This window comes from Corynebacterium canis (assembly GCF_030408595.1).
Classification (GTDB): Bacteria; Actinomycetota; Actinomycetes; order Mycobacteriales; family Mycobacteriaceae; genus Corynebacterium; species Corynebacterium canis.
This window is the reverse complement of the sequence record NZ_CP047080.1, coordinates 511505-530790: the sequence shown is the minus strand read 5'-3', so window position 1 is coordinate 530790 and position 19286 is coordinate 511505. Positions and strand designations below refer to the sequence as shown.

The following is a 19286-nucleotide window of genomic DNA, read 5'->3' as shown; positions in this document are numbered from 1 at the left end:
GGTCATCGGGACACCACCTTGAGTTCTCGCGCCAGCAATGCGACGGCGTACAGGGCGCACAGCGATAGCGCCACGGTGGCCTGCGGGGAAATCGGGCCGGGCAGGGTCAGCGCCACCAATCCGAGGTAGCCGCCGAACACGCCGACCCCCATGGCTACGGGAACCATTGTGCGAATGTTGGTGGCCAGGAGGCGGGCCGCCGCGCCCGGGACCACGAGGTATCCGATCACGAGGAGTACGCCGATCGCCGAAGACGCAGCAATTACGACGGCCGCGATAGCGACGTTGATGCAAATGTCCATCGCCAGCACATTAATGCCTGCGGCGCGGGCCCCGTGGGGATCGAACGCAACAAACACTTGGCGCTGCCAGGTGAGCACCATCAGGATCAAGGCGAGGGCGCACACGATCAGGGCGTCACGCAGGCGCACCTCCGTGACCTCCAGCAGCCTGCCGAACATCAGTGCTTCCAATTGGCCGGATCTATCGCCGAACTTGAGGGACAAGACGACGCCGGCTGCGAAAAACGAGGTAAGGACCACAGCGGTGCCTGCCTCCGAAGCGTGGCGAACCCAGACCAACGCTATGGTGACAAACACCGCCGCCACGGCGGCACCGGGAATAATCCAGTCCATGCCGCCGAAGACCGCACCGGCGACGACACCGGGGAACACCGAGTGGACCATGGCCTCCGCATTGAACTCTAGGCACCGCAAGTTCACCATCACACCGACGATGCCGGCGGTGCAGCCTAGGACGACGAGGAGGATAAATGGCCGAAATACGAACGGCGTATCGGACACTGGGGTGAGAAAGGGCACCTGTTCGACAAGCAGCCGGAACGACTCAAACACGCCAACCCCCGCCGTACGCGAGTTGCATATTGCTTTGGTCGAGCGCTTCATCGAGCCGGTCGAAGGCGATTTGCTTCCCGGCGAGCAGCGCGGCCTTTTCGCACGTCTCTTTGGCAAGGCGGAGGTCATGCGTGGAAGCGACCACCGCGACGCCATCGTCCTTTGCCTCCTGAATGGTTTGCAAGAGGGCTACGCGGTTCGGCTCGTCGAGGCCATTGAAAGGTTCGTCCAACAGGATCAACTTCGGTTCACACACCAGTGCGCGAGCCAGGAGGACCCGCTGGCGTTGGCCACCGGACAAACCGCCGAAGCGCAACGGCGCTTTATCTAGGAGGTCAACGCGGGCGAGCGCGGCGTCGATACGCGCACGCTTTTGGTTGGTGCGCACGCCGATCAAACCCATGCCCACCACCTGGCGCACGGTCACTGGGAACGTGAGATCGAGATCCGCGGATTGCGGCACGTAGCCCATGCGGCCGGGGGCGCGCCGCATCACCCCGCTGACAAGCCTGACCTCGCCAAGAATGCCACGCAATAACGTGGTTTTACCAGCACCATTAGGGCCGATCAAAGCGAGCGCCTCGCCGGGGAAGACAGTACCGGTGATACCCGTGAGCACGGGCGTGCCGTTATAGGCGAAACTCGCTTGATCGAACTCTAGTGTGGGATTGATCATTGCAGGCCCGCTGGGATATCTGCCGGTTTACCGCCCCACGCATTCACCAGGGTGGATACGTTGTGAATGATGGAATCAATGTAGGTGCCGCCCGCGGAATCGGCCGGCCCGAGGGAATCTCCGTATAGCGCCTCATCGTTGATGATCGCCTTGACGCCGGCGGCTTCGGCAATAGCTTCGATGGACTTGGAGTTGTTGGAGTTCTCCGCGAACAGGGCGACGGCACCCGACTTCTTTACCTCATCGGCGGCGTGGCGAATGTGCTCGGCGGTGGCGTCCTGCTGCTCGTTAAAGTCCGAGAGGGCGGCGCCGATGAACTCAATTTCATATTCCTTGGACAGGTAGCCAAAGGCGTCATGGGACGTAAACAGGACACGGTGATCCTTGGGCACGGTATTCAGCGAATCCGCGGCCCACATGTCGAGGGCGTCCAGCTTCTCCTCGTACGCCTTGACCGCCTTTTCGATTGCGTCCTTGAAATCCGGAGCTGCATTCGAAAGCGCGGCGCCGATATTGGCTACCTGAATCTTGGCGTTCTTGGGGCTGGTCCACACGTGCGGGTCGAAGCGGAATTCCGCTTCCTCGCCGGGCGCCGGAGCGAACGGCCATTCCGCAACCTTTACCTTCTCCTCGCCGCGGTACACCTTGTACGACAGGGACTCCTCTTTCTTTTCCTGCTTGGCTAGGTCATCGATGTCCGCTGCGGACAGCACACCGGTGGTGGCAACGAGGGTGCCTTTAAAACCGGAGGATTCGATCGCATCATCGAGGAAGTGTTCGAGATCGACGCCATTGACCAAGAGCAGGTCCGCCTCGGAAAGGGCGCTCATCTGCTCGCGGGTCATTTCGTGGTCATGAGCCGAGGCATTCGGGGCAAGCAGGCACGTGAGTTCGATTTGCTGGTCCTTGTCCTCGTTGGATTTGGACACCTTACCTGTTGGATCGTGGACGATGGTGCCGAAGTCACCGTTGGACATGATCTCGCTGGTGTAATCGCAAATCTGTGTGGTCGATGCGACGACCTTTAAGTGGTTGGCATCACCAACGGGGGCCGCCGCTTCCTCTTGGGCGCCGCCGGAGCACGATGCCAGCAACAGGGCCGCCAGTGGAGCCACAATAAACAGGGCTTTCCGCTTTATCACGTAGAACCTCACAAACGATCTGGGAATGGAACAAACTAATGAGTTCACACTCACCCTAATCGGTTTGCCGCAACGTGAAAAGTTTAGAGTTCAAGCCATTGAACTTCTGGGGGTGCGGTGCGCACGCGACGCCCGCAGGCGGCCGGTCAGCACGACCAACAACGCGAAAACCAATAACCCAAGCGCCGCAGGCCAAGAATTGTCCGCGGCCTCCCCCATGAACGCCACCAAGGCCCAGTTCACAGCGTTGTGCGCGAGGATGACGGGCAGCAGGCTGCCGGGCGCGGCGTCGAAAAGCCATGCGAGGATAACGGAAAGGCTGAGCACCAGCACCAGATACGCGACGAGTTGGCTGGGGTTGCCGCCGGCGGTGTCCCATTCACGCACGGTAAACATGGGTAGGTGCCAGAACGTATGTACGAACCCAAGGATTAGCGCGGCGTTGAACGTAGAAAACCGCTCCTGCAACAACGGCAACGCGACGCCCCGCCAGCCGGGCTCCTCCTGCACCGGACCGCCGAGCAAAAACACGACGAAGGACACGGCAAGCGCGCCGATGGAGGTGGCGCCGGCGGGATGGCTGCCGCTCAATAGGTAGGAGCCGACGATGCTGACCGGGATTGCCACCACAGCAGCGAAGTACCAGCAGGGATGCACCCGCCACTGGAACATTTTTCGCCACAGTTTACGAACGCCCTCGCGGCCATGGAGAAGGCGGGTGACCAGGAACGCTGCGGCGAAGGGACCAAGGAAAAGCCCTAGCTGATTAAAGCCCGCGATCGCCGCGAACGGGAGTTCTATTGGCAGGATCCCTAGGCCGTTGCGGGAAGCCCACATCGGGGCCCAGCCGAGCCAGGAGCCGGCGTATGCCAGCACCACAAAGGCTGCGAAGGGATGCCTCCGACCTGCCTCCATAAGTTTTTCCATAGGTACTAGTTTAACGTTGGATAACGCTCGGCAGCTCGCGGCCGCGCAACGTAGCGAGCAACCGTTGGGCGTCTTCCGGGGCGAGGTCGCGTGCGGACATGCGTGCGGGACCGTCGACAAGATCGAGGCGGATGGTATCCACGCGGGCAAGGCGCTGAATCGGCCCGCGGCGCCACGTTAATTCTTGGATGTGGCTGGGGTGGATGATGGTCACCCTGCGCTGCCAACGCCCCTCGTGGATAATCACCGCGTGATCGAACAAAGTTATGGCCTGCTGGGCGAAGTCTATGGGGGAAACCCAGCGCGCACGCAGTGGGCTCTGGAAAGCCGGGGCGACGAAACCTTCCGGCGGCGCATACGCCTCCAATTCCGCAGCGCTGAGCGGCGTGATCACGGAGGCTAAGTGCATCGCCTGATCCCGTGTACCCACCGGCAACAGCCGCGTGGTACCCGCTTTCTTATCCCCCTGTGCGTAACCCGCGATGGAGACTTCCACGATCCACCAATCGCACAGGCGCCATAGCACGGGTTGGCGAATCCGCAGGGCGTGGATGCGCTGCAACGGGATGGATTGCTTGCGCTTGTCAGCCAGCCCGTAGCTGACGTGAAGCACGTCCCGATCCAGCGTGGCGGTGAAATTCCAACTGCGGTCGGTTACGGACCACACCGCCGGCAGCGCGGCCACCAGCATCGGCACTAATATTCCCAGCCCGCCGAACACAGCGCCTATCGGGGCCGTACCCACGAACCAGAGCGAGGCCAGCGCAGCGGCGATAAGGCTGCGGGAAACGGGGATCGGCGGGATCAGTACCTCACCCGTCGGTTCGTTTGCAGGTTCGGCTTCCAGCTCGGCCGGTTTTCCGCTACGGAGATCAAGGATTTCCTCCCGCAATTCCTCCGCCACGGCGCGGCGCAGGAAGGCGATATTCAGTACGGAATTCCTGCCACCTGCGGTTTCCACGCGGACGGCCGCGACGCCGAAGATGCGGGAAATGACGTTTTCCACGACGTCGACAGCCTGGATACGGTCGTAGCGCGCGGTTCGCAACTGTGTACTAAGCACGCCGCTTTTTACGGAGATTTCCTCACCGTCGAGGCGGTACCCGTACGCGCGCCACCACACGCCCGAAACCAACCACACCAAACCGCACACAATGGCGAAACCGAGGACAAGCGCGAGGATCGCGAACGAGCCCGGAAGGTAGCCCTCCTCCTCAAGGTAAATCCACACCCCAAGCAGGCTTTCCTGGTTGAAATTAAGGGCCACCATGGCGATCGCCGCGAGGATAAACTGCCAGAATTTCAGTAGCGGGGTAATCCTATGCACCCGCCGGTATTCGCTCACAGTCCGCTCATCCTTTCGCGCGCTTGAATGGCGAGCCGATCGCGCAATTCGTCTGCGGTATCAGCGGGCAGGCCGTCGATGCGGGAATCGGAACTCGAAGATGCCGTGTGCAGCTCCACGCTCTTCAAACCGAACAACCTATCGAGCGGTCCGGCGGTAACGTCAACGAACTGGATCCGCCCATAGGGCACAACCGTTACTGTGTGCCAGAGTTTTCCCTTGGCAATCACCAGTTCATCGGGCGTTTCCAACCACCCCATATTGCGCACCTGCATGGGAATCAGCCACAGCAACCACAGCACCAGAACAAGCGTGACGACGCCCGCCCCCCACAGCCATGGCGTCCACCACAACGCCCCGCACACAAACGCGGCAAGCGCGATGACAAACCACGGTAACTGCCCCAGATACCGGGCTTTTATTAAGGCTGAAGAGACTGGATTAAAGGTCATGCTACTAAGGCTATGTCATCGCAATCCGCGCGCGCGACCCCCACGGATTTCCGTTAAATCCCCTGCATATGGCAAGAATTTGCCCCCGTTGTTCACCCTGAAACAGTTTCAGCCCCCATAATTGCTATGGAAAGGAAACGCCATGGATGTCGTGCTTTGTGAGAATGTCACGCGGCGATTTGGCAACGCCTCGGCGCTTGCCGGGGTTTCTTTCACCATGGCCGAAGGCGAGATTTTCGGGGTGCTCGGCCCGCCCGGCGCGGGCAAAACAACGCTGATAAATTGCCTCATCGGCATGGACCGCCCCACGTCCGGCAGCATCGAACTTTTCGGCATGCGGCCGAGCGCGCAACAACGTGCATTGAGCTCTCGCATCGGTGTGCAACCGCAGCACCCCGCGCTGATTCAACACATCTCTGTCGCGGAGACGATGCGCTTTTTCTCGTCCCTGCATTCTAGAGTTTTGCCGTGGGAGGATCTGCTGGAATCGCTCAGCCTAGGCGAGGAAAAGCGCACGAAGGTGCACCGATTGTCTGCGGCACAGCAACAAAAGGTTTCAATAGCATTGTCGTTTTTGCACCAGCCTGAGCTGCTGATTTTGGACGAACTCACGGCCGCCATCGAACCGGAACAGCGCACGGAAATCTGGGATGCCGTGAACACGATGTGCGAGTACGGGACCTCCGTATTCCTGGCCACCCAAGACGTTTCCGAAGCCGAGCATTTGTGCGATCAGGTGGGCATTATGGACGCCGGTGCATTGCTCGCGGTAGGCACCGTGCCCGGGCTGATCCGCAGCTGCGTTGGCGAGTCCGCGGCGTTTTTATCGCTGGACCAACCGGCGGGCCAAGCGCCCAACCTTACTGAGCTCGAGGGCGTAACCAGGATCGTGCAGGAGGGCCTTTCGCTTACCGTGTACGGCCAGGGCGGGTTCGTGCACCGCATCCTCGCGCACTTGGCCATGCACGGCGTTCAGGTGACCCGCCTAGAGGTAACGGAACCGAAGTTTTCGGACGTATTTTCCAACCTTACGGGCCGCGATTTGCACGAGGATTCCGCATGAGGTTCCCGCGACTGTTCTCCATCTTCGCGCGCTCCCGTCTGCGCCACCCCACCGGCGTATTTTCGCTCATTTTTGCGCCCGTGCTTTTGCTCGCCATGGGCCTGCTTTTCGAACGTAATCTCCCCGTCCCCGCCTACGCTTCCCTCACCCTCGTAATGTATGGCGCGCTACTGATGCCCTACAACCTGCTGTCTCTCCGCGAATCCGGCGTATTGCAGCGCCTCCGCTTCACGCCCCTGCGCCCCGCCACGATTTTGGCCGCCACGTTAACAGTGGATTGCGCGGTGTGCTGCGTGGGCAGCGTTGCAACGTTGGGTTGCGGTTGGGCGCTTTTCGACGCCGCGCCTACCGGGAACATATTTGCGATCCTCGGCGGGGTGCTGCTCGCGGTAACCGCCTTTGGCTCCTTGGGCCTGCTGCTTTCGAACGTCTATCGATCCTGCAATATCGCGAACATCGCGGGCAATATCCTCATGGTCTTGCTGATGCTCACCTCCGGGGTGTTTGACGTGCCGAGCGTGCCCTATCTGCATTATTCCCCGAGCTGGCAGGCCTCCGAATTCTTGCATGGCGTATGGGAGGGCCGCCCCCTCGACGAGCTCATCGTTCCGCTTTGCGTGCTGGTGGGCATGAGCGTGATGTGCGGATTGATCGGCGCGAAAATGTTCCGCTGGCGGAGCTAGCGGAAATCGCGGGAGCTACGGTTCAGCGCGTCCGCCAGTTCGAATGCCTCTAGGTGATCCGCCACCACGGTGACGGCGCCGGAGGCGTTTTGCACGATGCCGCGCACCACCAACGCCTTGGCCGTGGCCGCCAACTTACTGTGCCGGCGCCACAGCCCGGGGCTGACCATCACATTGATCAGGCCGGTCTCGTCTTCCATGCCGAAAAATGTGATATTACCTGCGGTTTGTGGACGTTGCCGGTGGGTAACCACACCCGCAATGCGCACGCGCCGACCATCCTCCACACGAAGCAATTCATTGGCGGGGACAATGCCACGGGCATCCAGTGCCTGCCGCAGCAGGGCCATCGGTTGGATATCGTGGGTCACGCCGGTACTGGCGATATCTGCGGCCATGAGTTCGAATTTGCTCATGCCGGGCAGGACCGGGGCCGCCAGGTTCGAAAGCCCCGGAAGCATGCCTTCGTGTTCCGTGGCGGCGATTCCTGCCGACCATTGCGCTTGGCGTCGAGATACGCCAAAACATTCGAGCGCACCGGCGCGGGCTAGCGCCTCTACTTGCGCCACATTAAGGTTGGCGCGGCGGGCGAGGTCCGCGACGTCGATAAATGGGGCGGCCGCCACGATGGCCTCGGCGGCGCTGCCGAGCCCGCGCACGAGGTTGAGGCCAAGCCGAATGCCGCCCTCCTCGCACGTCGCTTCTACTTTCGATTTCTGGATGCAGATCGGGGCTACTGTTACGCCGTGGCGGCGGGCGTCGGCGAGCAGGGATTGCGGCGAGTAGAAGCCCATGGGTTGGGCGCGCAGGAGACCCACACAGAATTCGGCCGGGTAGTAGTACTTGAGCCAGGCGGAGAAGTATGCCAGCGCCGCAAACGATTGTGAGTGCGATTCGGGGAATCCGTAGGAGGCGAAGGCGAGCATCTTGTTCCAAAGCTTTTCCGCCACCTCCCCGGCAATCCCCTGGGTCTCGCGCAAACCTTCGAAAAATCGGGTTTTTAGCGCGTCCATTTTCGCCGGGGATCGCTTCGCGCCCATCGCCCGCCGCAGCCTGTCCGCCTCCGCCCCGCTAAACCCGGCGGCGTCCCGCGCGATCTGCATGAGCTGCTCTTGGAAAAGCGGTATACCCAGCGTTTTTTCCAGCGCTTTCCGCAGGCAAGGATGGTCGTAGGTGACGGGCTCTAACCCTTGGCGTCGGCGGATATATGGGTGCACCGAACCGCCCTGGATCGGGCCGGGACGGATCAATGCGATCTCAACCACCAGATCGAAGAATCTTTCGGGCTTAATGCGGGGCAACGTGGCCATTTGGGCGCGGGATTCCACTTGAAACACCCCTACCGCATCGCCCCGCGCAAGCATCGCATAAACATTTGAATCGGCGAGGTCGAGCTCCCACAGGTTAAGGCGCGTGCCGTGCTGCTCCTCCACGAGGTCCACCATGGCGTGCAGCGCCTCCAACATACCCAGCCCAAGCAGGTCAAACTTGACCAAACCGGCGGCGGCGCAATCGTCTTTGTCCCATTGCACCACGGATCTACCCTGCATGCGCGCCCATTCGGTGGGCACCACGTCGGCGATGGGACGGTCGCAAATCACCATGCCGCCGGAGTGGATCCCAAGGTGCCGCGGCTGCCCCTGGAATTGCTCGGCGAGTTTGATCACACGTTCGGGTGGTTCTTCGACCCGGCGCGCCCAGCCATCGATGCTGCCCTGCGGGTAGCCGTACGCCCGCGCCGCGTCCCGCACCGCGCCCTTCCAGCGATAGCTGATCACGTTTGCCACCTGTGCCGCGCATTGCCGCCCGTAGGTGGCGTACACGTATTGGATGACCTCCTCGCGGCGGCCCGATTCGATATCAATATCGATGTCCGGCGGCCCGTCGCGGTCCGGCGCGAGAAAACGTTCGAATAGCAGCCCGGCCTGCACGGGTTCCACATTGGTAATCCCGAGCGCAAAGCACACCGCAGAGTTCGCCGCCGACCCTCTCCCCTGCGCGAAGATATTGCTCTTGCGGCAGAAATCCATGATGTCGCACACGATCAGGAAATACCCGGGAAAGTCCAGCTCGGCGATCACATTAAGCTCGTGTTCAATCTGACGTTCGGCCCGCTTCTTGATTTCTTCGCCGCGGGAAGCGTAACGGCCCACAGCGCGCAGACGGGTGAGTTCGCCGAGCCAGGAGGCCTCAGTATGGGGGGCGGGGATATCGCACTTGGGCAGCTTCGGCGCCACCAACTCAAAGGGGAACGCACATTCGGCAGCAATATCCATGCTGGCCTGCAGGTACGGCCCGGCACCCGGGCACGCACGCAACAAGGTCTCACCGTTGCGCAACCACATGCCCCCAACGGGATGCAATTCGTGCCGCTGCCCACCGCGCAATACGTGCTTCGCCGCAGCCAACGAGGAATCCGAACGTGTGGCCGCAACGGGATTGGCGCTGAGCACGCGCCGCAATCCGGTCACCGCATCGAGGGCGGCGTGCGTATCCACGTCGCGGGGCATGCCCGTGACACGATATTCCAGCGCCACATTGGCGTCACCGAAGCTATCGCGTAGTTCGGCGAGGTGCGGCAGCCAGGAATCGTCCGCCAAAACCTGCCACGATTCGCACGCTTGTTCTGCCAGCTCGGGGAGCAACGGGTAGCTCACGGCGCCCTTTTCTCCACCCGCCATTTTCGCGCTGGCGATGGCGCGGGACAACCGTTGATAGCCCTTCGGGCCCCGCGCCAGAACGGTAAGCACACCTTGGGGCAGGGTCAATTCGGCGCCGAACACGGTGGGCAATCCGTACCTACCGGCAGCCTCGGCAAACTTTACGGCCCCGTAAAATCCATCGCGGTCAACGAGGGCGAGCGCGGAAATTCCCAGCTCAACAGCGCGTTTTACCATCTCCTCCGGGTCGGAGGCGCCGCGCAGGAAACTATAGTTGCTTACCGCATGCAATTCCGCGAACGGCACCGCGCTTTTGGTTGCGCACGGCCGGGCGGCTTCGGCGTGTGCGGGCTCGATCAAGCCAAGGTCACCAACGGGTTTCCCCGAAAGGATTTTCTCCATTTGGGACCAGCTCAAGGAATGGCTGCCGCTCCACCGCATACGAACAAATGTACGCTTTTAGACGGGTATCACAAAGTGACTTCCCGCCTCGAGCGTGTAATCCGGGCTATCGATCGTGGCAAAGATTTCTTCCGCAGCCTTCTTGCTCACCCGGCCGGCTTCATTTACGGAATCAAGCTCGATATCAAAGATGATATACATCCTGCCTGCGCGGCGCGCCCCCGCCACCTCGGCCTTGAGAAACTGATGGTCCCCCTCGTCGGTTTGAAGTGTATCGATTGCGCTCTGCAATTCTCGCATCGCCGCCTCTGACTGTTCTGGCGGTGTTACCGTCACCAACATCCGAGAGCGGACTAGCATCTGGCGCCTCATGAACAAGACCCCTTCCTGTGAAAAGCCTTAAATTCAGCTAAGTGATAACATCTATACCAACGCGCAAACCTGCTATAACGCTACTAAATCGCAAGCATTAGTGATTTGACAACACCCCCGGTCAACCCCTATAAATCGCGCCCAGAACCCGCCCGCAACCTGCAAAAACGGGTTCCTGAGAAAACGTCGCCCACAATGCTATATCAAGTTGTCTACCATCTGCCCGCGTCCTCAAACATGAGAATGCGACTTAGGCCACAGCGATAGGCTTTAGGCGCCCATATCATTCCTATATCGAATGATGCAGATCACTTTACTTCCGCGATGTGATCACCTTGGATGGAAGGTAGGAGACCTGTGTTTCCGCAGGCCATCCCCGTATTTCATACCCGCCTATGAAGGGACCTAGACATGCTCAAGAAACTGACCAACCTGGAAGCATCCGAACTCGACGCCCGCTTGGCCATCGTGATTGTGGTTGCCACGCTGACCGCGATCCCGCTCATCGATGGCGACCCGTTCGCGACCTGGATGCTCCTCCCCCTGGCGCTTTGCGCCTGTGCCGCCGCATTCATTATCAATGCGCGAAGGGGAAAAGAGAGTCCACCGGTGGATTGGAGCTAACTAAGACACCGCACTGATGATCGGAGCCCCCAACGCCATGATCACGTTGGGGCTTCCCTTCGCACGCCCGTGCACGGGTTCCCGCACGCCCCACAACACAAGCCCGCCATGCTCGGCAAAGGTTTCCCCCAAGGTATCCAGGTCCGAGCGACGCCCCTTATCTCCGGTAAGTTTTTCCAACTCGCCGCTCCAATCCTCATCACCACCCCAGCCGGAAAGGTTGAAAATCCCGCTCCGCCCGCCATACAGCGGCAGCGCGTATTTCACCCGCAGGTTCGGCAGGGCGATGGCAAAGAAAGGTTCCTGCTGCAAGGCGTCCAGATCCGCAAGGTACGTCCCAGGATCCTGTTCCTTAACGGTAAGTTCCACGCCCACCTCCTTGAGCTGATCCACAAGGAGGAACGCGGCGTCGTTCATACCCGGTGAAAGCTCGGCGGTGATCAACGTCAACGTTTTCACGCCCGCCGCCGCAAACAGCTCCTTCGCGGTGTCCACGTCGCGCTTGATCCGCAGCCCACGCGGGAAACCCTCCAAACCCTGGCCGGGCAGGTCATTGCCAGCCTTGCCGTGCCCATCGAAGATCACCCCGGCCAGTTTTTCGCGATCGACCACCAGTTTCATCGCGCGGCGCACCTCCTCCTTATCAAAGGGCGCGGCGTTGACATTCATCACAAAACACAGGTTCTTAGTATCAGAGGGCCCAAACGACCACGCCTCCGCATCCGCGGAAAACCCCTGCGAAGCGCCCGCGGGCAGGTCCAACGCCAAATCCACATCGCCTTCATTCAATGCGCGCAGGCGTTTGCCCGCATCCGCGATCGCCCGCACCTCAAGGCCGCTGGACAGACGCCACGCCGGCGGGTAGTGCTGATTCGCCTTAAGCACCCAGCCTTCCGCCCCATTGCCGGAATCCAACACATACGGGCCCGAACCGATACCCCCGGCGGGGTTACCGCCCTGGAACACCGGGCTCAGAATCGCCAGCACGCTCTCCACGAAATCGAAGCGCGATTCCCGCAACCGCAGCACCGCCGTGGTTTCATCGAACGCCTTGCTTTTCTCAAAATCGATGGGCGCAAGGATGCTTTTGGCAATCTCCCCCTCGGACAAATACTCCAAGGAATCTACCACGTCTTGGGCCACCACGGTGCCGCCATTGGAATACTTGGCGTTGTCCCGCAGCACCACGGTCCAAATGTCCGCCTCTTCGTTGTGTTCGATTCGCTTGGCCAATTGCATAATGGGGCCATTCGGCCCCGTAATCACCAAAGATTCGAAAATCGCATGGATCGCGGTCCACGCGGCGACCCCGGTAGCGGTCTTCGGGTCGAGGGCGTCGTCAGCACTGCCGGCCGCGGCAATGCGCAGCAACCCAGCCTTTGACGGGGAAGGTTGCGTTGCGCTGCCGGTGTTTGATGCGTCTAGTCCGCAGCTCACCAAAACGCTGCCGGCTGCCCCCATAGCGGCTGTTTTTAAAAACTGCCGACGATCCATAGTCTGAGCCTCCCTCACAATAGGTCACCACGAGGCTAGTCCAATCTCGCTGGGAAAACAGGGCAACACCCCCAGAAAACCCACCGCAACCACCAAAAATAGACCGAGCTGTACAGATTGCTTCCTACCTGTTAGAGTACACAACCAACAGAAAGCTCTGTCTATTCATGGACTAACACCTAAGGACACAAACACATGTTTCTCCGTCGCTTCACGGCCATCGCGGCAGCCAGCGTGATCGCCGCCACCAGTTTAGTCGCCTGCGGTAGCGGTTCCGGCTCCGACGAAGTCATTCGCATCGGCACCACCGATAGCAGCAAGAAGGCGTGGCAGGTCTTTGAGAAAAAGGCCAACGAAAACGATATTAAGCTTGAGATCGTAAACTTTGGCGATTACAACACGCCTAACCGCGCCCTCAGCGAGGACCAGCTAGACGTAAACCTGTTCCAACACCTGCTCTTCCTGGCGGAATATAACAAGGGCGCTGGCGATAACCTGACGCCGATCGGATCAACCGAGGTAGTTCCCCTAGCGCTGTTTTGGAAGGACCACGATAGCGTAGACGGCATCGAGGGCCAGTCCGTTTCCATTCCGAAGGATTCCTCCAACCAGGGCCGCGCGATTAACGTGCTTGCGGACGCCGGCCTGCTCACGCTGAAGGAAAAGGACCTAGTCACCCCGACCCCCGCCGATATCGACGAGGCGAAGTCCAAGGTCAAGGTCACCCCCGTAGACGCCGCACAAACCACGACCGCGTACGGCGAGGGTACCCCCGCGATTATCAATAACTCCTTCTTGGACCGCGCCGGCATCGACCCGAATTCGAGCATTCTTGCGGACGACCCCGCCTCCGCCACCGCCGAGCCGTTCATCAATGTGTTCGTTACCAAGGCCGAAGACAAGGACGACCCGAAGATCAAGAAGCTCGCCGAGCTGTGGCACGACCAGGAGGTTCTGGACGCCGTTGCGGAAGATTCCGGCGGCACCTCCGTCCCAGTGAAGCGCTCCGCCGAGGAGCTGCAGCAAATCCTCGACCGCATTGAGGAATCCCTGAAGTAAGCTAATTTTGCGTATCGACGCCCCGCGCCACCACACGCTGGGGCGTTCGGCGCGTTCACCCCACAAGGAAAAGAGGCACCGTGTCCGAGTCCCGAGGCACCCGCATTGAATTCCGCAACGTTAGCAAGGTGTTCCAGAACGGAAAGGCGACCACCAAGGCGCTCGACGACGTGTCCCTTACCGTTGAGCCAGGTGAAATCCTCGGCGTGATCGGCTACTCCGGCGCGGGGAAATCCACGCTGGTGCGCATGATCAATGGGTTAGACACCCCCACCTCTGGCGAACTTCTTATCGATAACGTAGATATCGTAAAGCTCCCAGAGCACAAGCTCCGCGTGCTGCGGCGCAAGATCGGCATGATCTTCCAGCAATTCAACCTATTCTCCTCGCGCACCGCGGCGGGCAATATTGCGTACCCGCTGAAGCTCGCGGGCGTCGCAAAGGAACAGCGCGAAAAGCGCGTGCAGGAATTGCTGGAATTCGTAGGTTTGGGCGATAAAGGCAAAAGCTATCCCGAACAGCTTTCCGGCGGGCAGAAGCAACGCGTAGGTATCGCGCGGGCGCTAGCCACCTCGCCGTCGTTACTCTTGGCGGACGAGGCGACCTCGGCGCTGGACCCGGAAACCACGCATGAAGTGCTGAAATTGCTGCGGCGGGTCAACGAACAACTGGGCATTACCATCGTGGTAATCACGCACGAAATGGACGTTGTGCGCACCATCGCAGACCGCGTCGCGGTGATGGAAAACGGCCGCGTGGTGGAGCACGGCAGCGTCTTCGAGGTGTTTTCAAACCCCCAAACCGAAGTAGCACAAAGATTCGTAGCCACGTCCTTGCGCAATACCCCGGACCAGGTGGAATCCGGGGACCTGCTCGCGCACGAAGGACGCCTGTTTACCATCACCCTGACCGAGGAATCCGGCTTTTTCACGGCCAGCGCCCGGGCCACGGAAGCCGGGGTGAGCGTCAGCATCGTCCACGGCGGCATGACCACGCTGCAGAAACGTTCGTTCGGTAAGGTCACGGTGCGGCTGACGGGGCCCGCCGACGCCATCGAAGAGTTCTACACCGCAGTATCCGCCACCACCGAAGTCCAGGAGATCCAGCGATGAACACGATGACACTCGCCACCGACTGGTCGCGCCTCAGCGGCCGCTTCGAAGACGCGATCTGGACCACTCTGTATATGGTGAGCATCACTATGGTGGTCGGCGGCCTGATCGGCCTCGCGCTCGGCATCCTGTTGTACACCACCCGACCGCAAGGCGTGCTGCGCAACAAGCCAGTGTTTACCATTCTCAATATTCTGGTCAACCTCGTGCGGCCCATTCCATTTATTATTTTGGTCACCGCGATCGGTCCGGTGACGCGCTCGGTGGTGGGCACCACGATCGGCACGGATGCGGCGGTGTTCGTGATGTCCATCGCCGCCTCCTTCGGCGTCGCACGCATCGTCGAACAAAACCTTGTTGCTATCGACCCTGGGGTGATCGAAGCGGCCCGAGCCATGGGGGCCTCGCCGTGGACGATCATCACCACAGTGATCGTTCCGGAAGCGCTCGGACCTCTGATCTTGGGCTACACGTTTATCTTTATCGCGGTCGTGGATATGTCGGCGATGGCCGGCTATATCGGCGGCGGCGGGCTTGGCGACTTCGCAATCACATACGGCTACCAAGCCTTTGACTGGCAGGTCACATTGGTGGCCACCGTAGTGATCATTGTGATCGTGCAGATCGCCCAATTTGTGGGCAACTGGCTCAGCGCGCGCATCATGCGACGCTAAGCGCGCATCGCTCCATCTACCACGCCGTCGGCTAAGCTAGCGGCGTGGATTATCGTTTTAAACCAGCGACGAGGGTTACACAGGTCGCGGCCCTCGCGCTGGTGTTTATTTTTCTTGCGACCCTGCCGACCATACTCAATGCGATAATTCCGGAATCCGCCGACGCAAAGGAATACTCCGCGATTGAGTTGTCTGGGCCGGATTCCGAATGGAAAATCCCAATCCACAACGCCGACGATAGCGAGATCGTGTGCGAGCGGCTCTACGACGACCCTGCGTCGCTCGAATGGAATTGCAATGGCACCATTGTGGCCTCCAAGGTGGTCATTTCCACTGGGCCGATGGAGACGATCACGCGGCGCATGCTGCGCTCGACCACCTTTTCTAATTCCGCCTTGGAGGCGCAGGTGATCGAACGGAACCATGTGTTCCGCGCGGGCACCCACCAGGGGTTTATCCAGGCCGCCGCGATCACCATGCAGGGCAGCGGGGAACACAGCGATGAGGTGATGGTCGCATTGGTCTACGGCGAAAACTACGAGATCATGGCCGATCTGATTTGGAAGCGGCTGGCCAAGGCCGATGACCTGCCCCAATTCAACCCGGACACCTCCGGCGGCTCGGAGATCCCCGAGCGCCCGCACCTGCCCGCCGCCCCGGAAGGATTCGGTGACGCGATATGACACGCCTGATTCAGATCATCCTCGCCATTGCAACACTTTTGCTTTTGCCATCGGCGGCGCTCGTGGCCATTAACGTGCTGGTGGTGGACCCGCTGGCCTCCGCCACAAACCTCACATTTACGCTGATCCAAGCGGGCATTGTCCTCCTGGTGCTACGGTTCAGCCCGCTGTGGCCAAAGGACGCGCATTGGATGTGGCCGATCGCATGCATGGCGTGGGGCGCGATCGGCTCCGTTGGCCTCAGCGTGATCATCGCCATGCCCACCACGGAGGTGGTGCTCAAATTGGGCTGGAGGGATTTGGTGTATTCCTTTGCGGGCGCGTACCCGGAGGAACTCACCAAGGCCATCGGGGTGCTCATGATCCTTGCATCCTTCCGGGGCATGAATCGCCCCTGGCACGGGCTGGCCACCGGCATGCTCGTGGGCATGGCGTTCGATGTGTTCGAAAACTTCGGCTACGCCGGGCAAGGCGCGCTCACCGACCCCGATTCGGATCTTCTTGGCGTGGCCATCACGTGGGGTTTCCGCACCGTGTTCGGCCCCGGATTGCACATGATGTTTACCGGCTTTGTCGGCTTTGGTATCGGGCTGGCGGTATTTACGCTGGGCCGGAGCATGCTGTGGCGCATCGGGGTGGCCACATTCTGGTTCCTGTTCGGCTTTGCCTCGCATTTTGTGTGGAACCTTGTGATCGGCCAGTCCCTGTTCGGGATTATTTTCGCGGTGCTGGTCGCCTACCCCACCTTTATCTCGGTGATTGTTACCAGCTGGCGGCAGGCCCGCCGGGACACTGGCTACCTCACCGTCGAACTCACTTCCGGATATTCGCCGCGGTATCAGGCCGCGCTGCCGAGCCAGCAACCCCAACCCGCCGCGCTTCCCGCAGCCCCCGCGACGTCGACACCGATGCCGTTGGCGCAGGTCGTGCCTGTGCCCGCGACCATAGATTCGAAGTAATCATCGGGGGTGCGCGCGGCCCGGCCATAATAAAAGACACATTTTGGGTGCATGATTTCCGGATATAATGGAAGCCTCACCTAGAATAAGGAGTCATCATGACGGGATCGAAGCACCTCCAGGGGCACTGGCTACTGGCAAAACTCGGCAAGCGGGTGCTGCGTCCGGGCGGCCGTAAGCTCACCACATGGATGGTGGAAACGGCCAACCCGAGCGGCAAACGTGTTGTCGAACTCGCACCGGGACTGGGGCTTACTGCGGCGCAAATCCTCGAGCGTCACCCGCAGTCCTATATCGGCGTCGATGAAGACGATCACGCTGTCGAAACCACCCAAAAAGCCGTGGGCAACCAGGGCAAAGTCATCGCCGCAAAGGCCGAGGCAACCGGGCTCGAGGCCAATAGCGCCGACCTCATTATCGGCGAGGCCATGCTCACCATGCAGGGCGAAAAAGGCAAGGCCGCCATTATTTCCGAGGCGTGGCGCATCCTGGCCCCCGGCGGCCAATACGCCATCCACGAATTGGCGCTGCGCCCCGACGATGTGGCCGAGGAAACCGCCGAGGACCTCCGCAAGGCACTGGCCCGCAGCATCCGCGTCAATGCCCGCCCGCTAACGGTCGCCGAATGGACAAAACTTTTCGAATCGCAGGGCTTCAAAGTCACCTCCGTGCGCACCGCCCCCATGGGCCTGCTCGACCCGAAGCAAATGATCGCCGACGAGGGCCCGCGCGTGGCACGCATCCTGTTTAACCTGCTACGGAACCCCGAAGCCCGCGCCCGCGTCCTGGACATGCGGCGCACCTTTACCAAGCACGCCGACAACCTCGCGGCCGTGTCCCTCATCTGCGAGAAACAAGAACTCACGTTCCAACCGCCCGCCGACGACCGGGGCGAGGAATTGCGCGGCTTCGACGTGCTTGTCGACGCCCCGTCCCCCATCGAAGGCGACGCCCCCGCCGTGAAGCGGCTGGCCACCGCCGATGGCGTCAACCTTATCGCCGTGAACTTTAAGGCCGGCCAGGTGCTGGACGATCACCGGTGCGCGCACCCGATCACCGTGCAATGCCTGCGCGGCGAGGTCACCTTCCAGGCTGGCGACCACCACGAGACCCTCACCCCCGGGCGAATCGCACACCTGCCCGCACAGATCACGCACCGCGTGGAGGCCAAGGAAGACAGCATCTTCCTGCTCTCGATGCTGACCTCCGAGGGCTAGTATCAGCCCAATTGTTCGACTCCAAGGGCCACCCATGCGTGGCCCTTTTTCGGTTCGTCCCCACAGGAGGCGATCACCCCATCCACCTCTTGCCGCTCCAATTGGACGCGCCAGCGCCGACCGTCCGGATGCCCAACCACCCGGGTGGTTTCGCCGTCTGCCGCCACCATCAACGCGCCTGGGGCGAGGGGTTCCGCGGCGTCGAGAAGCTTCTTCGCAACGGCGAGTTCGGCCACTTGTCCGAGAGCGTCGAAGGTGCCGCGGCCGCGATTTCCCTTGATATACATTTCGCCGAGCGTGGCACGCTTTAACATTTCGATCGCCGACGGCGCATTCAAACGCCCATACGAATAGCCCCAGGGGAATAGGAGCATGGACGGGGCGAATCGGTGGCCCTTCGTATGGGAGGACTCCCAGATTTCATCGCCGAAGAAACAGGTCTGCATGGCCGCCGCGACCGGGCGCCCCTTGAGCGCGCAACACATGTCGCGCTTGCCGTGTGTGCACACGAGTGCGAGTGGATGGTCGACAGGCTCCGCCCCATTGCGGCCCGGCCCCGTCAAATCCAGGCGCAAGATGGCAGCGGGGCCCGGCACGAGCAAGGTTTCAATCACGCCGAGCTCGCAAAACACCAGATACATTCGACGTTGTGTGCGATGCCGCGCCGAACGCCCAGGTTTGCGAATCAGCTGCAGCTGCGCGCCGGTCTTTTTCAAATGCGCCTTAATATCGGCGGTCAGCTCCGCCCCGAAAGCCACGCCATCGAGCACATCGCGCCCCCAGCCCTGCAGGTGTTCCAGCAGCACATACACCCCACCAACCTTTGCGGATCCGGGAAGCGGTTCATGATGCGCGGCTGAACAACGCGTACTAGTGCTCATATATCAA

The 19286-nt window shown here is 60.9% G+C and carries 19 protein-coding genes; 9 read left to right on the top strand and 10 right to left on the bottom strand.

What is annotated here, in order from left to right; genetic code table 11:
- Nucleotides 1–2 precede the first annotated feature (2 nt).
- The 6 genes from CCANI_RS02425 to CCANI_RS02400 all read right to left on the bottom strand — a co-directional run bounded on the left by CCANI_RS02425 (nucleotide 3) and on the right by CCANI_RS02400 (nucleotide 5396).
- On the bottom strand, nucleotides 3–821 hold the full coding sequence (locus CCANI_RS02425) for a metal ABC transporter permease (RefSeq protein WP_425457347.1): 819 nt from the start codon (nucleotides 819–821) through the stop codon (nucleotides 3–5).
- 25 nt (nucleotides 822–846) lie between these two features.
- Complete coding sequence (locus CCANI_RS02420) at nucleotides 847–1530, bottom strand: metal ABC transporter ATP-binding protein (RefSeq protein WP_146324672.1); 684 nt, start codon at nucleotides 1528–1530, stop codon at nucleotides 847–849.
- The gene (locus CCANI_RS02415) at nucleotides 1527–2669 is read right to left on the bottom strand and encodes a metal ABC transporter substrate-binding protein (RefSeq protein WP_146324695.1); all 1143 of its coding nucleotides are present in this window, start codon (nucleotides 2667–2669) and stop codon (nucleotides 1527–1529) included. Before CCANI_RS02415 ends, CCANI_RS02420 begins: the two co-directional genes overlap by 4 nt.
- Before the next feature lie 93 nt (nucleotides 2670–2762).
- Nucleotides 2763–3599, bottom strand: a complete 837-nt coding sequence (locus tag CCANI_RS02410) for a CPBP family intramembrane glutamic endopeptidase (protein ID WP_146324671.1) — start codon at nucleotides 3597–3599, stop codon at nucleotides 2763–2765.
- A 10-nt stretch (nucleotides 3600–3609) separates the two neighbouring features.
- Complete coding sequence (locus CCANI_RS02405; protein WP_246118235.1) at nucleotides 3610–4944, bottom strand: PH domain-containing protein; 1335 nt, start codon at nucleotides 4942–4944, stop codon at nucleotides 3610–3612.
- Nucleotides 4941–5396, bottom strand: coding sequence for a PH domain-containing protein (locus tag CCANI_RS02400; RefSeq protein ID WP_146324670.1), 456 nt, complete (start codon nucleotides 5394–5396; stop codon nucleotides 4941–4943). The genes CCANI_RS02405 and CCANI_RS02400 overlap by 4 nt, the downstream gene beginning before the upstream one ends.
- 142 nt (nucleotides 5397–5538) lie before the next feature.
- Between CCANI_RS02400 and CCANI_RS02395 the strand changes: the two genes are divergently transcribed.
- On the top strand, nucleotides 5539–6459 hold the full coding sequence (locus tag CCANI_RS02395; RefSeq protein ID WP_146324669.1) for an ABC transporter ATP-binding protein: 921 nt from the start codon (nucleotides 5539–5541) through the stop codon (nucleotides 6457–6459).
- The gene (locus CCANI_RS02390; protein ID WP_146324668.1) at nucleotides 6456–7142 is read left to right on the top strand and encodes an ABC transporter permease; all 687 of its coding nucleotides are present in this window, start codon (nucleotides 6456–6458) and stop codon (nucleotides 7140–7142) included. The genes CCANI_RS02395 and CCANI_RS02390 overlap by 4 nt, the downstream gene beginning before the upstream one ends.
- Here the strand turns inward: CCANI_RS02390 and CCANI_RS02385 are convergent.
- Both CCANI_RS02385 and CCANI_RS02380 read right to left on the bottom strand, forming a co-directional pair.
- Complete coding sequence (locus CCANI_RS02385; protein ID WP_146324667.1) at nucleotides 7139–10243, bottom strand: error-prone DNA polymerase; 3105 nt, start codon at nucleotides 10241–10243, stop codon at nucleotides 7139–7141. The two genes, CCANI_RS02390 and CCANI_RS02385, sit on opposite strands and share 4 nt — an antisense overlap.
- An 18-nt stretch (nucleotides 10244–10261) precedes the next feature.
- A complete protein-coding gene (locus tag CCANI_RS02380) occupies nucleotides 10262–10576 on the bottom strand; it encodes a hypothetical protein (RefSeq protein ID WP_146324666.1) in 315 nt (104 codons plus the stop codon).
- A 411-nt stretch (nucleotides 10577–10987) separates the two neighbouring features.
- Here CCANI_RS02380 and CCANI_RS02375 point away from each other — a divergent pair, with 411 nt between their 5' ends.
- Nucleotides 10988–11200 (top strand): hypothetical protein, encoded by a 213-nt coding sequence (locus CCANI_RS02375; protein WP_146324665.1) that lies wholly within the window; start codon nucleotides 10988–10990, stop codon nucleotides 11198–11200.
- On the opposite strand, the gene CCANI_RS02370 is transcribed toward CCANI_RS02375, so the two are convergent.
- Nucleotides 11201–12694, bottom strand: coding sequence for an ABC transporter substrate-binding protein (locus CCANI_RS02370; RefSeq protein WP_146324693.1), 1494 nt, complete (start codon nucleotides 12692–12694; stop codon nucleotides 11201–11203).
- Between the two features lie 195 nt (nucleotides 12695–12889).
- On the opposite strand from CCANI_RS02370, the gene CCANI_RS02365 reads away from it, so the two are divergent.
- The 6 genes from CCANI_RS02365 (at nucleotide 12890) to CCANI_RS02340 (ending at nucleotide 18398) form a co-directional block, all read left to right on the top strand.
- Entirely contained in the window at nucleotides 12890–13753 is an 864-nt protein-coding gene (locus CCANI_RS02365) for a MetQ/NlpA family ABC transporter substrate-binding protein (protein WP_146324664.1), read from the top strand.
- Nucleotides 13754–13833: 80 nt separating this feature from the next.
- Nucleotides 13834–14865 carry a methionine ABC transporter ATP-binding protein gene (locus CCANI_RS02360; protein WP_146324663.1) on the top strand — a complete coding sequence of 344 codons (1032 nt, stop codon included), beginning with the start codon at nucleotides 13834–13836 and terminating at the stop codon, nucleotides 14863–14865.
- Entirely contained in the window at nucleotides 14862–15539 is a 678-nt protein-coding gene (locus CCANI_RS02355; RefSeq protein WP_146324662.1) for a methionine ABC transporter permease, read from the top strand. The genes CCANI_RS02360 and CCANI_RS02355 overlap by 4 nt, the downstream gene beginning before the upstream one ends.
- 44 nt (nucleotides 15540–15583) lie before the next feature.
- The gene (locus CCANI_RS02350; RefSeq protein WP_146324661.1) at nucleotides 15584–16222 is read left to right on the top strand and encodes a hypothetical protein; all 639 of its coding nucleotides are present in this window, start codon (nucleotides 15584–15586) and stop codon (nucleotides 16220–16222) included.
- Complete coding sequence (locus CCANI_RS02345) at nucleotides 16219–17181, top strand: PrsW family intramembrane metalloprotease (protein WP_146324660.1); 963 nt, start codon at nucleotides 16219–16221, stop codon at nucleotides 17179–17181. The genes CCANI_RS02350 and CCANI_RS02345 overlap by 4 nt, the downstream gene beginning before the upstream one ends.
- Before the next feature lie 98 nt (nucleotides 17182–17279).
- Complete coding sequence (locus tag CCANI_RS02340; RefSeq protein WP_146324659.1) at nucleotides 17280–18398, top strand: methyltransferase domain-containing protein; 1119 nt, start codon at nucleotides 17280–17282, stop codon at nucleotides 18396–18398.
- Between the two features lie 2 nt (nucleotides 18399–18400).
- Here CCANI_RS02340 and CCANI_RS02335 read toward each other — a convergent pair whose 3' ends face one another.
- Nucleotides 18401–19279, bottom strand: coding sequence for a ferredoxin family protein (locus tag CCANI_RS02335; RefSeq protein WP_146324658.1), 879 nt, complete (start codon nucleotides 19277–19279; stop codon nucleotides 18401–18403).
- Nucleotides 19280–19286: the final 7 nt, after the last annotated feature.